This window comes from Flavobacterium sp. (genome assembly GCF_035292545.1).
In the GTDB taxonomy this organism is placed as follows: Bacteria; Bacteroidota; Bacteroidia; order Flavobacteriales; family Flavobacteriaceae; genus Flavobacterium.
The window spans coordinates 138,055-153,081 of the sequence record NZ_DATDPV010000040.1; the positions used below are offsets into that span (position 1 = coordinate 138,055).

A 15,027-nucleotide genomic window follows, 5' to 3' on the forward strand; every position below is an offset into this window, starting at 1 on the left:
TTAAGACTACTTATAAAATATTAAAATGATAAATATCATATTTGGATTTCCTTTTATAAAAAAGAGACCCCATCGGATCTCTTTAAGGTATTATAATTTAAGAATTGTCTAAATGCAATCCTGAATAATTTTGGTCCATTTTTTGGCCAATTGATGATCCTCATACAAACAAACTTGTCCTATTTGATCTTTTTCAATGGTGTAAAACGAAATTAACTCTTTTTTATGCCCTTCTTTATATTGAAATTCAAACTCAATTTTTATTATTGTATCTGAGTTGTTTTCAGTTGTTGGGATTAATTTGCATGAGTTTACGTCATTTAAGTTTATAAATGAAACCTGTTCTTTTTCTGAATTAAAATCTATTAAAAGGAAGCCTTTGTTTTTTTTGTCTAAAGCCAATACTTTCTTGTTTTGCGATTCGGTTAGTTCAAAATTAAAGTGATTGTTTTGACTATTTTCAGCTAGTATTTTTTTAATTTTTGATTTATTCACAGATTGTGAGCGAACTGAGTAGTAAAGTGGAATTCCAATTAAAATTGTTATTATTAAACCGATTATTGTTACGGATGTATCCATTTTTTTATTTTTAAAGTTATTTTTATAGCATGATAATTTGAACTGATGAGAATAGGAATCAATTCAAAAAAGAAGAAGTTAGTATCTTCTTAAAACGTTATGAAAGATTTAAAATCACCAAAAATAATGGAAAGGGAAGAGTAAGAGCGATACATTCTGACATCGGTTGATGTCTTGAACTAGGAATGTATTTAAGTGTTTTAAAATTTTAAAATCAGGAATTTTAAATAAAAAGTTGTCAAACCATTTGATAAAAACTGGACTGTCGACTTTATGATTTACTACAAAAGTATTCGTAACCTGAGGTTGAATAAATGCAGAAGCATGAATACTGTCATTAGAAAAATTGGAATTGGAATTTTCGTGCTGAATTTCAGCAATAGTATTTGTTTCTCCTTTAAAGGCGAAGAGTAATACTATTGAAAGTACTGTTAAAACAAGTGTTTTTTTTATCCAGTTCATTTGGCAAATGTAATTCATGCGGACTTCTCTTGCGTGGTATTCTCTAATAAATGTAAGTTAAATTTGTGCTTTAAGAATTTAAATCTCATAAAAAAACCTCGAACTTTAAATAGAACGAGGTTTGTATGTTAAAAAAAATTACATTTTTATTCTTGTTTGATACTTCTTACTTGTTTCAGTTTTTCTTTCCACATATCCATACTTTCTTTGTGTCTTTCGATGTTCTTTTTCACTTCAAGCACCATAGGATTGTCTTTTTTTGCATTTGCAAAAAACTGAATGTTGTTTTCTAACTGGAAAATTTCGCTTCGAACTTCTTCGATTTTTCTCATCAAGAAAATTTTCTCGTTTTCCAATTTACGGGTATCATCCATACTGGATAATTGATCCATTCTGTTCGAGAAACGCATCATTTCCGTGTCTTTTTTACTCAGACTTAATTTTTCAAAAAGAGCATCTAGGATTTTGTTGAACTTTCCTTCAATATGTCTTCTTGTAAAAGGAACTTTTCCGAAATTTTTCCAAGTTTCAATATGCAGTTTTATGGCGTCCAAGTCGGTTTTGTGTTCACCTGTTAATTGGAATTCTCTTAATGTTTCTAAATAAGTCTTCTTTTTGTCAAAAGCTTCCACTTCTTCCTCATTTACTTCGGATTTTTGTGCTTTTAATTTGTCAAAATAATGATTACAAGCTTCCTTAAATTCTTTCCAGATTTTATCCGAATATTTTCTTGGAACGTGTCCCACTAGTTTCCATTCCTCTTGAATTTGCTTCATTACAGGAGTCGTTGCGGTAAAATCTTCACTTTCCTGAAGGGCTTTCGCTTTGGCAACCAACTCCATTTTTTTGTTCAAATTGTCTTGTTGCTCTTTTTTAATGTCTTTGTAAAACGAATTTTTGAAAGTATTAAAATTACGAACAGCGGTTTTGAAAGCCGCCCAGGTTTCTTCGTTTACCTCACTCGGCACTTTTCCGGCGGCAAAAAAAGCACTTCTTAAAGCTTCTACTTTTTCAATCTGACCTTGCCATTGGGTGTGAACAGCCACTTTTTCCTGAGCTAAAACTTCAATTTGCGCAATAATATCTTTTTTACTGGCTAAGTTTTCAACTTCATTTCCTCTTTGTTTTTCATACAAAGCTTCGCGTTTATCGTGCATTTGTTTGGTCAAATCACTGAATTTATTCCAAATTTCCTCACGATGGTCTCTGGAAACGGGTCCGATGTCTTCTTTCCAGATTTTATGTAAATCCTGCAATTCACGAAATGCTTTGTTCACATCGACTTCTTGTACCAATTCTTCAACACGTGCCACAATTTTTTGTTTTAGCTCCAAATTGTGTTTGAAATCTAAATCACGTGCTTCTCTGTCCAAGTGTAAATAATCATAGAAATTCTCTACATGAAAATGATAATTATTCCAAACATGATTGTATTTGTCTTTTGGAATAGAACCCGCATTTTTCCAGCGCTCTCTCAATTCATTAAAGGTTTTTAGCGTGTCTTTAATGTTTTCCTGCGGATTGATTAATTCTTTTAACTCTTCAACAATAGTCAAACGGGTTTCTAAGTTCGACTTCAAATTGGTTTGAAGGCTTTTGAAATGGGTATTTTTTTTGTCTCTAAAAAGAGAATATAATTGGTCAAATTTTGACTTTAATGGCATATGATAATGAAAATCTTCGGTGCTCTCTGGATTTTCGGCAATATATTCATCCTTTTTTTCTTCAATAAAATGATTGTATTTTGAAAGAAAAGCGGATTTAATTTCCTCAACGTGATCTTTTACAGACATTACTTTTTCAACTTCAACCAGTTTCTCTAACTCAGCCACAAGCTCGTCCATAGACAAGGTTTCATAGTTAAGCATAGGAATTTCATGGCGGTCTTTTAAAGTTTCATCTTCGCTTTCTTCCGCATTTACATTTTCAATGGCATTGATGGCCGATTCATTCACGTCTTCAAGGACTAATGTATCGTCGGCTAACTCTTCTGGAGAAAGTTCAGTCACATTTAAATTTTCAGGAGTTTCTGTAACTTCCTGTACTTCTGTCAGAACCACATCTTGTGGAACATATTCTACATTTCCATCTGCATCTTGCAGGTTATCATTCTTTTCTTCTAACATTTTATAAATGTTTAAGGTTCATATTCTTTGAGGTCGAAAGATACTAAAGCCATAACAAAAATCAAAGAAAATCGGCTATTTAAACATTTTTTCTGTTAAACAGTATTTGCTTTTTTTATTTATAGGAATTTTCGTAAATTTAATGTATTACTTATTCCAAATTTTCCAAGATTTTTCTGCCTGAAAAACCAACATTTCCATTCCGTTTTTAATTACGGCCCCATTTTGTTTGGCTTTTTGAAGGAAAAGGGTTTCTTCAGGATTGTAAATCAAATCGAAAGCGATGTGTTTTGAAGTGAAATTTTCATAAGGAAGATCAGGGCAAACAGCCACATTCGGACTGGTTCCTAATGGCGTACAATTGATTATGATTTGGTAATTATCAAATGTGGTGGCATTAATTCGGTTGTAATCGATGGTGTTTTCGGTGGCTTCGCGGGATACAAAAGTGTATAATATCCCTAACTGTTCCAATGCAAAAGCTACTGCCTTAGAAGCGCCGCCAGTTCCGAGTATTAACGCTTTTTTATGATGGCCTTCCAATAATGGTTTCAATGATTTTTGGAAACCATAATAATCGGTATTGTAGCCTTTTAGTTTTCCTTTTTTGGTAAACTTAATTGTGTTTACAGCACCAATTTTCAAAGCTTTTTCTGATAATTTATCTAAAAAAGGAATCACGGTTTCTTTATACGGAATCGTTACGTTTAATCCTTTAAGATTGGGATTGCTTTTTATGATCTGCGGAAACTCCTCAATGTTTTGAATGTCAAAATTTTCATAGGAATAATCGACCAAATTGTTGTCTTCGAATTTCTTTGAAAAATAAGTTTTTGAAAAAGAATAACTGATATTTTTTCCGATTAAACCGAACTGGTGACTTTTTTCCATTTAGAACAAATTGGTAATTTTTGAAAACAGGCAAAAACTGTTAAAATAACAGTTAACCTGAAAGTGAATTTTTATAAAAACAAACAAACCTAATGGATTAGATTAGGTTTGTTTTTAATTTATCTATTTTTATTAATAGCATTCTGAACCATTTTTCGTGCCCAAACAACAGGAAATAATTCTTCCAGCATTATATGGTTTTTGAAATTTAGACGAAGACCATTACTCAAATGGAATTTCCCCTTTTTGTCGTCGTGTATCATAAAATACAATCCTGCCAAACGATATTCTACTTCGTATTCTTCCGGGAAGTATTCCGAAGCTTGCAATAAAGTCTGAATTGCACTTTCGAATTCACCCAAAAACTGAAGGATGTCTACCCAAAACAACCAGGTATCCAATTGGTAATCACCAAACTCAACTGCTTTTCTATATCCGAATTCCGCTTCTTCAAAGAAGCTCAATTCTTTGTTAATGGTTGCATATCGTTTCCAGTACAAACGGTTTTGATTGTCGATACTCAATGCTTTGTTTACATAAAACAATGCTTTTTGGTAGTTTTTCTGACGTACATAAAAATCGGTAATGGCAATCCAGCCTTTGTCTAAAAGCGGGTCTTCATGAACGGTTTTATTGAAATATTTCAGTGCTAAAACTTTTTTTCCTAACTTCTCATAACACTTTCCAATTCTCAGTAAAGCATAGGAAGTTGCATCGTCTAACTCAATGGTACGGTTGTAACTTTCGATTGCTTCTTCGTATTTTTTGAGTCTTTCGTATGTTTTTGCTTTTTCCATAAAAGCGCCAAGAAATTCATCATCGATTAAAGTAGCGTAATCAAAAGCACGTAAGGCTTCTTCATAGTTTTTTAAGCCATAATACAATCGGCCCATTTGATGCCACGCGATTTCGCTGTATGGATTCTTATCGATATACTTGTTTAGGTAATCGATGGCTTCCTGATTTTGGTCTAAAAACTCAAAGCAATACACCACATTATACAATGCGGCCTGGTCTTCGGTATCTTCTTCAAGACATTTGATGAAGTTTTCTTTGGCCAATTCCAGATTGTCCATAAAGAGGTATTCCATTCCGATTAAATTGTACACATCGGCATAATCATCGGTATATTTCAAAGCGGTTTTTAATAGTTCGACTGCTTTTTCGTGGTTGTCTCTTTTGGAATAAATATTGGCTTTTTGAATATAGATTTCTTCATTAGTAGGCTCAATGGCGTATAGCTCGTTCAATAGCTTTTCGGCTATGTCGAGTTTGTCATCATACACCAGCATTTCTACCTGAACCAGTTTTAAGCCAGTAGATTTAGGATGTTGTTCAAGGGCTAATTTTAAGGCTTTTTTGGCCAAAGCAGCTTTACCCATGTCCAAATAATGAAGGATAATTTCTTCAAATTCTTCGGAGTCAAAGAAGAGCACTTTGTTGGTTTTCAACATGGACTCAAACTTTGATAAGGATAAGTTATAATTTTCTTCTTCGTCGTTCAATTGCATGATCGTAGGTTTTAATATTATCCTTAATAAAGTTAAGGATTTAATTCTTGTTTTGGGAGGGAAAGAGATTTGTTGTGAACAATTTAATTAACAATATTTAATTGTTTGTTCTTGAATATCAAAGGCCTAGCCCAGATAGGAGAGGAAATCCTTTTTGTTTTTTCTTTAAAAACAAAAAGATTGGAACGGATAGCTGGAAATAGCTCCAAAAAACACTACTTCTCGTTCAATATTTCATCCATTGCTTCCAGAATTATCGCGCAACCTTCTTTAATTTCTTCGTTAGAAATCGTTAGGGGCGGTGTAATTCGAATAGCGCAACCTTCGAACAATAACCAAAATAATATCAGACCTTTGTCTTGACATTTGAAAATCACTTTATTCGTGATTTCGGCATTCTCGGTCATTGCGGCTAACATTAATCCTTCGCCTCTAACTTCTTGTATCAAAGGGTGTACCAAAAGTGTTCGGAAGAGTTTTTCTTTTTCTAAAGCTTCTGACATGAGTTCCGTCTCGGTAATTTCCTGCAATGTTGCCAAACAGGCTGACGCAATGACAGGGTGACCGCCGAAGGTCGTGATGTGACCTAATTTTGGGTTGTCGCTCAATAAATCCATGTGTGCTGCCGATGCGGTGAAGGCTCCAACGGGCATTCCGCCGCCCATTCCTTTTCCCATGACGATGATATCGGGAACGACATCATAGTTTTGAAAACCGAATAATTTTCCGGTTCTTCCGAATCCCGGTTGGATTTCGTCAAGTATCATTAAAGCGCCAACATCAGAGCAACGTTGTCTGACTTTTTTGAGAAAATCGTTATGGGGTTGTATAAATCCTGCGCCGCCTTGGATGGTTTCGAGAATTATTCCTGCGGTTTTGGTCGTTATCTTTTGTAAGTCTTCTTCGTTATTGAAGGTGATGAAATCGACATCGGGAATCAGCGGACGAAAAATTTGTTTGCGTTCTTCGAATCCCATGACGCTCATGGAGCCCATGGTATTGCCATGATAGGCGTTATGACAGGAGATAAACTGGCTTCTTCCGGTGACTCTTCGGGCTAATTTTAAGGCGCCTTCGGTAGCTTCGGTTCCGGAATTGACCAAATAGGTTTTTTCCAGTGGATAAGGCAAGTGAGAGGCTAATAATTTGCAATATTGAACGGCTGGATTCTGTGAATATTCGCCATAAACCATTACGTGCGAATATTTGTCCAATTGGTCTTTGATGGCATTATTTACTCTCGGATGCTGATGGCCAAGCGTGCAGGCAGAAACTCCGGCAACAAAATCCAGGTATTTTTTATTGTTGGTGTCGTATATATAGGAACCAAAAGCGTGAGACACTTCCATTCCGAGTGGATAGGGAGAGGTTTGCGCTTGGTATTTTAGGAAATCTTGATTCACTTTTATGAAGTTAATTCGTTGATTATTGCTGTTGGAAAGTCGCTTATTGCACCTTAGGTTTCGGATTGTTTTTGTCGTAATCCAGAGTTTCTTTCAACACTTCCATCGGAACATCTTCTTTCGCATTTTTGGCTTTGCTTTCTTTGACGATTTTGTCGTTGAGTTCGTTTTCTTCGGATGGAAAAATATCGTCTTTGCTTTTGATTCGTTCATCACCACGCCATATAAATCCACGAAGTTTTCTGGCGTTTTCCGGTAAATCTTTTTCGGGATAAATTTCACCTTCTGGCTTTTCGAAAATCGTCAGGGTGTCGATTTTGTTTTTGTCTAAAATCAAATTAATTTTACTTCCCACGCTTTTATTGATGCCGATGAGTTCCTGTTCTTCACTTCGCATATAATAAATGACTTCGGTATTTTTGACAATATCGACTTCCTGAAGCGCATTGTCTTTGAATTTTCCGTAAAGATTTTGCCCTTTTACCTGATTGAAACCAGTTCCAACAGTATCTTTCGAAACGATAAACGCATTGTTGAGCACTTTGAGCGAATCGAGTTTTTCTGTTTTATTATTTCCGACAAGATGAATGACATCGCCGGTCATTTGGTTGTCAAAATTCCAAAGAATGGGTTTTCCAATTAATTGGGTCAAACCTTTTGTTTGATCGGAATGGATAGAATCACATTTTCCGCTTAAATCGGTTTTGAAAAAACGGGCATTGTTAAAACCTCTGACGATTCGATTGCCTTCTTTTCCGGTTACCATCAGTTTTTTGGCGTGTATATAAACGGAATCTTTGTCAACAAGGCTTACAGCAACTGCTCTTTTAGTAACAAACATAGAATCTTTGAACTTATAAATTTCTGCGTAATGCCCTTTGATGATGGTTTTGTTAATAGAATCGGTAATTTTTACATTATTAACGCCAGAAGCAAAACCTGTTTTTTTATTATAAAACAAACTATCACCTTTGACTAACAGATTGTTGTACCTTATAGTTGAATTTCGCTGTAAACGGGCAATGTCTTTTTTTGTATCATAAAATCCGTTTTCAGTATAGATTTTATTGTCTTTTCCAACGATGGTGGAAGGCCCCAAAAGATAGGAATGTCCTGAGTTGGTATAATAATCCAAATGATTGGATTTGATTACATTTTCGGGAGTGGTGATGGTAACGGCAGTAAGGAACTGGTATTTTTTTTGATTTACAAAATATCTTCCTGACTTACTTCGGAGTGTATTTCCTTTGTTGGTAATGGTTCCGTAAGTAGTATAATAGGCTTCCTGGCTGTTTCGGTCAAAATTTAAGGTATCGGTTACCATTGACATTTCCGGAGATTGCAATACTACATTTCCAGTCGCAAAAGCTTGTTTGTTTTCCCCATTATATTCGGCGTACTTGCTGCTCATGGTAAGCGTGTCACCTTGTACGATTCTTACATTTCCAAATGCTTTTATATAATTTTCTTTTTGAAAATAGTAGGCTTTGTTGCAAGTCAAAATCGCACCATCATGATTGACCCGTACGTTTCCAGTAAGCAAAGCCGCATCGGGAGTTTCGAGTTGGTTGATATCTGCAAAATCGGAGTGTTCAATTATGATTTTCTTTGGTGTTTGTGCCAAAATCGTATTGAAACTGAACAGAATTAAACAAAATTGGATGAAATATAGTTGCTTCTTCAATGGATATATTTTTTGCCAAATTTAGGAAAAAGGAAACAAGGATACTCTTTATTAAGAATTATTTATAAGTTATCAAAAAGAGGACTTATTTTTTATTTTTCAAGGTCAGTTTCAAGGTCATAAAACCAAAAATTCCTGCAATTAAAGAAGCAACCAGTATAGCTATTTTTGAGTTGTTGATTACATCCGAATCCTCAAAAGCCAGCAGCGTTATAAAGATAGACATCGTAAAACCAATTCCGCCTAAAAGTCCTGCGCCAATGATATTTATCCATTTTAAGCCCCTTGGCAAAACGCAAAGTCCCAATCCGACTCCAATATAAGAAAGCAACCAAATTCCCAATGGTTTTCCAATTACCAGTCCCGTAATAATTCCTATGCTGTTGGAATGTCCTAAACTGCTTTGCCAATCATCGCCAATTGCGATACAAGTGTTTGCCAAGGCAAATAACGGCAAAATGAAAAAAGCTACCGGTTTGTGCAGGAAATGTTGAAGTATGTACGAGATAGATTTTTTACTCCCGTCACCAAACGGAATAACAAATGCCAATAAAACACCAGTAATGGCGGCATGAATTCCTGAATTCAACATGAAATACCACATAAAAATGCCTCCGATTAAATACGGAATTAAGTTATTTATTCTTAAACGATTTAAAATAAACAAAAAGCCCATTATACCCAATGCAATTGCCAAATTCACAAATGCTATAGTTGATGTATAGAAAATGGCGATGACAATAATTGCACCCAAATCATCAATTACGGCTAATGCGGTTAGGAATATTTTTAAAGAAACCGGAACCCGATTACCTAAAAGCGATAAAATACCAATGGCGAATGCAATATCTGTAGCCATCGGAATTCCGGCTCCCGCTTGGGTTGCGGTCCCGAAATTAAATAATAAAAAAATACCTGCCGGAACAAGCATTCCTCCGAAAGCACCAAAAAGGGGCAAAGCTGCATTTTTAATACTCGAAAGCTCTCCCTGATAAATTTCCCGTTCTAACTCTAAACCGATGAGCAGGAAAAAAATAGTCATCAAACCATCATTAATCCAATGAACCACGCTGTGTCCTGCAAAACCAAAATGCCAAAGGTTGAGATATTCCGTTTGCCACATTGAATTGGCCAATACAAGGGAAAGTAACGTTACGAAAACTAAAATGAGTCCGCCTGCTTTTTCGCTTTCAAAGAATGCCGTAAATGTTTTGGTTAGTTTCGTTTTCATTGTTAATCTTTCAATTTTTTATTAAGGCTTGTATTTTTTTAACTATTTTCTAACAGAAAAAACGCCTTGATTTCTCAAAGCGTTTCAATAATTATTTCATAATCGTTTGCTTTCTATCTGGTCCGACAGAAACGATTTTTATCGGCACTTCAACTTCTGTTTCGATAAATTCGATGTATTCTTTTAATTCTGTTGGTAACTCCTCATAAGTGGTCATTCCTGTTAAATCGGCTTTCCAGCCTTTGAATTCTTTGTAAACTGGAGTTACATTTTCAGGTTCAATATTGTATGGAAAATGTGAAATTATTTCCCCTTTATATTCGTAACCTGTACACACTTTTAAAGTAGCAAATCCGGATAAAACATCCCCTTTCATCATCATCAATTGCGTAACGCCATTCACTTGAACAGCATATTTTAAGGCAACTAAATCCAACCAGCCACAACGTCTTTGTCTTCCTGTAACTGAACCAAATTCGTTTCCGACTTTTGCCATTGTAGCACCGGCTTCTTCAAAATCTTCCGTAGGGAATGGGCCGCTACCAACACGGGTAACATAAGCTTTGAAAATTCCGTATACTTCTTTGATTTTATTCGGTGCAATTCCCAAACCGGTACAGGCGCCCGCAGCAGTAGTATTGGAAGAGGTTACAAAAGGATAGGTTCCAAAATCAACATCTAATAAAGATCCTTGCGCACCTTCACATAAAATCGATTTTCCGGCTTTTTGAGCTTGGTGCAAATATTCTTCACTGTCAATAAAAGTCAGTTTTTTTAATTCTTCAATCGCCTCAAAAAACTCAATTTCCAATTCTTTTAAATTGTACTGAATAGCAACATCATAGAATTTAATCATTGCTTCATGCTTGTCAGCTAAAGCTCTGTAGCGTTCCTTGAAATCTTCCAATTCAATATCACCAACACGGATTCCGTTTCTACCGGTTTTGTCCATATAAGTTGGACCAATTCCTTTTAAAGTAGAACCGATTTTCGCTTTTCCTTTCGAAGCTTCTGAAGCTGCATCAAGCAAACGATGAGTAGGCAGAATTAGATGCGCTTTTCTCGAAATGATTAATTTATTCTTAATGTCTAAATTAAATTTCTCTAAACCTTCGATTTCTTTTTGAAAAACAACCGGGTCAATCACCACACCGTTTCCGATGATATTGATAGAATTTTTATGAAATATTCCAGATGGAATTGTTCTTAAAACGTGTTTTATTCCGTCAAATTCTAAAGTGTGTCCGGCATTTGGTCCACCTTGAAAGCGAGCAATAATATCGTATTTTGAAGTAAGAACGTCAACAATTTTTCCTTTGCCTTCATCGCCCCATTGTAATCCTAGTAATAAATCTACGGTCATTCTGTTTGTTGTTTATTATTTGTAGTTAGTTGTTTTTTTCTTCTGGAATGTCGCTATCCGATTTTGGTATTTTTTTACTTCCGTAAAGATATAAAGAGTGATTGTGGATATCGATATCGAAAATTTCCTCAATCGTTTTTTTGATCATTTGTATACGTGGATCACAAAATTCGATTACTTCGCCAGTATCAGTCATGATAATATGATCGTGCTGTTTGTCGAAATAAGATTTTTCGTAATGCGCCTGATTTTGTCCAAACTGGTGTTTGCGAACCAAGGCACAATCCAGAAGTAATTCGATAGTATTGTAAAGTGTTGCCCTGCTGACACGGTAGTTTTTGTTTTTCATCTTGATATATAGATTTTCTATATCAAAATGTTCTTCGCTTTCGTAGATTTCCTGAAGAATAGCATAGCGTTCAGGTGTTTTACGATGTCCTTTGTTTTCAAGATACATTGTAAAAACATTTTTTACAATTTCTTGGTTCTTGCTGTTATCAACGGATATTAGTGTCATATCTGGCAAAGATAAATTTTTTATTTTGAAAGTTTAAAGTTTAAGGTTCAAAGTTTAAATGCCTTCTACTATAGACTCGTAGTTTTTAGAAAAGTAGCAATTATAAACTCTAATTCTTATAAACCCGAGTCACTTTATCGATACCGTCAATTTTTTTGATATTATCAATCAGTTTTTTCAAAATAGTATTGTTTGGAACGATGACAGCCACTTGTCCGTTAAAAATTCCTGCTTCGCCACTCAAAGAAATACTCTGAATATTTACACTCATATTGTTAGAAATCACTTTTGTCAGTTCATTAGTTAAACCTAAAGTATCCATTCCTGTAATATCCAAAAGTGCCTTGAATTCCTGTTGAGAAGAATCGATCCATCTGGCCAGAATAATACGATAAGCATAGTTCGATTGCATACTGATGGCATTTGGGCAATCTTTCTTATGTACTTTTATTCCTTCATTGATGGTAACGAATCCAAAAACATCATCACCGGGAATTGGACTGCAACAGCTTGATAATTTATAATCCAGTTTATCCTGGTCAATTCCAAAAACAAGCATGTCGTAGTTACTGCTTAACTCTTCTTTCTGAATTTGTTCCGGTTGATAACTTGGGGTTCTTTTTATTTTGCTTTTAAAGAAATTCATTATCGTATTGCTCTTTAAAGCAGCAAATTCCTTGAGTTGTTGGTTTTCTATAGAACCAATTCCAACACGATAGAATAAATCTAAACTGGTTTTTAACTTGAAGAAATTGACCAATTCATTAATAGTACTTTCATTTAAAGTAACTTTTAGATGACGCAACTTTCGGGTTAATATTTCTTTACCGTCTTCGGCTGCTTTTTTGGTATTCTCGTTCAGAACACTTCTGATTTTATTTTTAGCTCTTGAAGTAGTTACATAATCCAACCAATGTGAAGTTGGTTTTTGATTGGCCGAAGTAATTACTTCCACCTGATCACCACTTTTCAATTCGTAATTTAGCGGAACTAATTTTCCGTTGACCCTTGTTCCTCGGGTACGAACACCGATGGCTGAGTGGATACTAAAAGCAAAATCAAGGGAAGTGGCACCTTTCGGCAAGGATTTGATTTCTCCTTTTGGTGTAAACACGTAGATTTCTTTGGCATACAAATTCATTTTGAAATCTTCTACAAAATCTACCGCATTGGTTTCCTGATTTTCCAGTGCTTCTTTCAATAAATTCAACCAAACGTCTAAACCGCTTTCTTCAGTAGCGCCTTGTTTGTATTTGTAATGCGCCGCATATCCTTTTTCGGCAATTTCATTCATGCGCTCACTTCGAACCTGTATTTCTACCCAACGGCCTTTGGGTCCCATAACAGTAATATGTAAGGCTTCGTAACCGGTTGATTTTGGTGACGAAATCCAATCTCGCAATCGGCTTGGACTTGGTCTGTAATGATCGGTGACGATGGAGTATATTTTCCAGGCGATAAATTTTTCATCGTGTGGATTTGATTTGTAGACAATTCGAAGCGCAAATTTGTCATAAACTTCATCGAAGCTTACATTTTGAGCCTGCATTTTTCTACGAATGGAATAAATCGATTTTGGACGGCCTTTGATAACATATTCAATACCTTCGGCATCCATCGATTTTTTTAGAACATCTGAAATGTTTTTTATGTACTCGTCCTGTTCCTCCTTGGTTTCTTTAATTTTGCTTACAATCTCATTATAAACGGTGGGTTCGGTATATTTCAGCCCTAAATCTTCGAGTTGGGTTTTAATATTATACAGACCCAAACGATGGGCGAGCGGGGCATAAATATATAAAGTTTCAGAGGCTATTTTGGTCTGTTTAGATTCTGCCATCGAATCCATTGTTTGCATATTGTGCAAACGATCGGCCAATTTTATCAGAATGACACGGACATCATCATTGAGTGTAAGTAGCATTTTACGAAAATTTTCCGCTTGCATCGAAACATTCATGTCTTTTTGAACCTGTGCGATTTTGGTTAAACCTTCAACGATTTGAGCTATTTTTGGATTAAACATTCGCTCAATGTCAGCAACGGTGATGTCTGTATCTTCGACTACGTCATGCAATAACGCCGCCGCAATAGAGGTAGCTCCCAGACCAATTTGTGAAGCAACAATTTTTGCCACAGCAATAGGATGGAAGATATAGGCTTCGCCCGATTTTCGTCGTTGTTCCTGATGCGCTTCAACAGACACATCAAATGCTTTGCGAATGAGTTTTTTATCTGCATCCGTCAAGGTTTGATAACTTATTCGAAGTAATTCTTTATATTCTTGTGCAATTGCTTTATTTTCTTTTTCAATATCAATCTCTACCATAATCCGTCAAGTTCATTTTTTTAAAAATAACAATAAGAAATGGAATATGCAAGAAGTTTATAAATTTAATTAGTTAAAATTTCGCTGTCTTTTAGCTTCAAATATCAAAATTGCGGCTGCTACCGAAACATTCATAGAGTCGATTTCACCCTGCATGGGTATAATGATATTTTGCGTGGCAGCGTCCCGCCATTCTTGAGTTAGTCCGGTAGCTTCAGTTCCAACAACCAAAGCTGTTGGCAGCGTATAATCCTGTGTATGGTATGAAGTTGAATTTTGCAAAGTGGCGCAGTAAAAGTTGATTTTATTGTCTTTCAAAAACGTAATAATTTCCTGAGTTGTTCCTGTAGCAATTTGGTTTGTAAATAAACAACCCACACTGGAACGCACCACATTTGGGTTGAATAAATCGCCTTTTGGATTAGCGATAATCACCGCATCAAGATTTGCGGCATCGGCAGTACGTAATAAAGCACCAATATTCCCCGGTTTTTCTGGTGCTTCAGCAATTAGAATTAAAGGGTTTTCGCTTAATTTTAAATCAGATAAAAGTAAGCTTTTGCTCTTTGCAATTCCAATTACGCCTTCGGTAGTGTCGCGGTAGGCTAGTTTTTCAAAAACTTCTTTATTAATTTCAATTAACTCGGCATGTCTTGATAATTTTTTGGCTTCCGTTTCAGAACAGATCTCGGGATAAAACAAAATCATTTCTACTTCATATCCGCCTTTGATAGCAAGAGTTATTTCCCTTTGGCCTTCAATTAAAAAAGTGCCTGTTTGTTTTCTGGCTTTTGCTTTTTCCTGTAATAAAACCAAAGATTTTATAAAAGGGTTTTGAAGTGAAGTGATTTGTTTCATTTAGAGAATTGACAAGTTACAAAACGTCAAATTTACAAAGGTTTATAGTTTTCAAACACATAAAAGTTGAGTT

At 35.3% G+C, this 15,027-nt stretch carries 12 protein-coding genes; all 12 read right to left on the reverse strand.

From position 1 onward, the window contains the following. Positions 1-108 precede the first annotated feature (108 nt). The gene (locus VI621_RS07280; RefSeq protein WP_324217715.1) at positions 109-579 is read right to left on the reverse strand and encodes a hypothetical protein; all 471 of its coding nucleotides are present in this window, start codon (positions 577-579) and stop codon (positions 109-111) included. A 114-nt stretch (positions 580-693) separates the two neighbouring features. Continuing rightward, positions 694-1,041 (reverse strand): hypothetical protein, encoded by a 348-nt coding sequence (locus tag VI621_RS07285; protein WP_324217716.1) that lies wholly within the window; start codon positions 1,039-1,041, stop codon positions 694-696. 146 nt (positions 1,042-1,187) lie between these two features. Continuing rightward, entirely contained in the window at positions 1,188-3,167 is a 1,980-nt protein-coding gene (locus VI621_RS07290) for a DUF349 domain-containing protein (RefSeq protein WP_324217717.1), read from the reverse strand. Between the two features lie 147 nt (positions 3,168-3,314). After that, positions 3,315-4,058 (reverse strand): shikimate dehydrogenase, encoded by a 744-nt coding sequence (aroE, locus tag VI621_RS07295; protein WP_324217718.1) that lies wholly within the window; start codon positions 4,056-4,058, stop codon positions 3,315-3,317. A 119-nt stretch (positions 4,059-4,177) separates the two neighbouring features. After that, entirely contained in the window at positions 4,178-5,569 is a 1,392-nt protein-coding gene (locus VI621_RS07300; protein ID WP_324217719.1) for a tetratricopeptide repeat protein, read from the reverse strand. Between the two features lie 215 nt (positions 5,570-5,784). Continuing rightward, positions 5,785-6,972: an aspartate aminotransferase family protein gene (locus tag VI621_RS07305; protein WP_324217720.1), complete on the reverse strand. Its 1,188-nt coding sequence runs from the start codon at positions 6,970-6,972 to the stop codon at positions 5,785-5,787. 43 nt (positions 6,973-7,015) lie between these two features. Beyond that, positions 7,016-8,656 carry an OstA-like protein gene (locus VI621_RS07310; RefSeq protein WP_324217721.1) on the reverse strand — a complete coding sequence of 547 codons (1,641 nt, stop codon included), beginning with the start codon at positions 8,654-8,656 and terminating at the stop codon, positions 7,016-7,018. A gap of 85 nt (positions 8,657-8,741) precedes the next feature. Then, complete coding sequence (gene nhaA / locus VI621_RS07315; RefSeq protein WP_324217722.1) at positions 8,742-9,887, reverse strand: Na+/H+ antiporter NhaA; 1,146 nt, start codon at positions 9,885-9,887, stop codon at positions 8,742-8,744. 91 nt (positions 9,888-9,978) lie between these two features. Further along, positions 9,979-11,250, reverse strand: a complete 1,272-nt coding sequence (locus VI621_RS07320; RefSeq protein ID WP_324217723.1) for an adenylosuccinate synthase — start codon at positions 11,248-11,250, stop codon at positions 9,979-9,981. A gap of 25 nt (positions 11,251-11,275) precedes the next feature. Continuing rightward, positions 11,276-11,767, reverse strand: coding sequence for a transcriptional repressor (locus tag VI621_RS07325; protein WP_324217724.1), 492 nt, complete (start codon positions 11,765-11,767; stop codon positions 11,276-11,278). Between the two features lie 109 nt (positions 11,768-11,876). Then, a complete protein-coding gene (locus VI621_RS07330) occupies positions 11,877-14,096 on the reverse strand; it encodes a RelA/SpoT family protein (protein ID WP_324217725.1) in 2,220 nt (739 codons plus the stop codon). Between the two features lie 69 nt (positions 14,097-14,165). Next, positions 14,166-14,954: an RNA methyltransferase gene (locus VI621_RS07335; RefSeq protein ID WP_324217726.1), complete on the reverse strand. Its 789-nt coding sequence runs from the start codon at positions 14,952-14,954 to the stop codon at positions 14,166-14,168. Between the last annotated feature and the right edge of the window lie 73 nt (positions 14,955-15,027).

Bases quoted from the DNA above. Each gene is read 5' to 3' on its own strand.
- VI621_RS07330 (WP_324217725.1), bottom strand. From the start codon at position 14,096: ATGGTAGAGATTGATATTGAAAAAGAAAATAAAGCAATTGCACAAGAA.
- VI621_RS07300 (WP_324217719.1), bottom strand. From the start codon at position 5,569: ATGCAATTGAACGACGAAGAAGAAAATTATAACTTATCCTTATCAAAG.
- VI621_RS07335 (WP_324217726.1), bottom strand. From the start codon at position 14,954: ATGAAACAAATCACTTCACTTCAAAACCCTTTTATAAAATCTTTGGTT.
- VI621_RS07285 (WP_324217716.1), bottom strand. From the start codon at position 1,041: ATGAACTGGATAAAAAAAACACTTGTTTTAACAGTACTTTCAATAGTA.
- aroE (WP_324217718.1), bottom strand. From the start codon at position 4,058: ATGGAAAAAAGTCACCAGTTCGGTTTAATCGGAAAAAATATCAGTTAT.
- VI621_RS07290 (WP_324217717.1), bottom strand. From the start codon at position 3,167: ATGTTAGAAGAAAAGAATGATAACCTGCAAGATGCAGATGGAAATGTA.
- VI621_RS07280 (WP_324217715.1), bottom strand. From the start codon at position 579: ATGGATACATCCGTAACAATAATCGGTTTAATAATAACAATTTTAATT.
- nhaA (WP_324217722.1), bottom strand. From the start codon at position 9,887: ATGAAAACGAAACTAACCAAAACATTTACGGCATTCTTTGAAAGCGAA.
- VI621_RS07320 (WP_324217723.1), bottom strand. From the start codon at position 11,250: ATGACCGTAGATTTATTACTAGGATTACAATGGGGCGATGAAGGCAAA.
- VI621_RS07325 (WP_324217724.1), bottom strand. From the start codon at position 11,767: ATGACACTAATATCCGTTGATAACAGCAAGAACCAAGAAATTGTAAAA.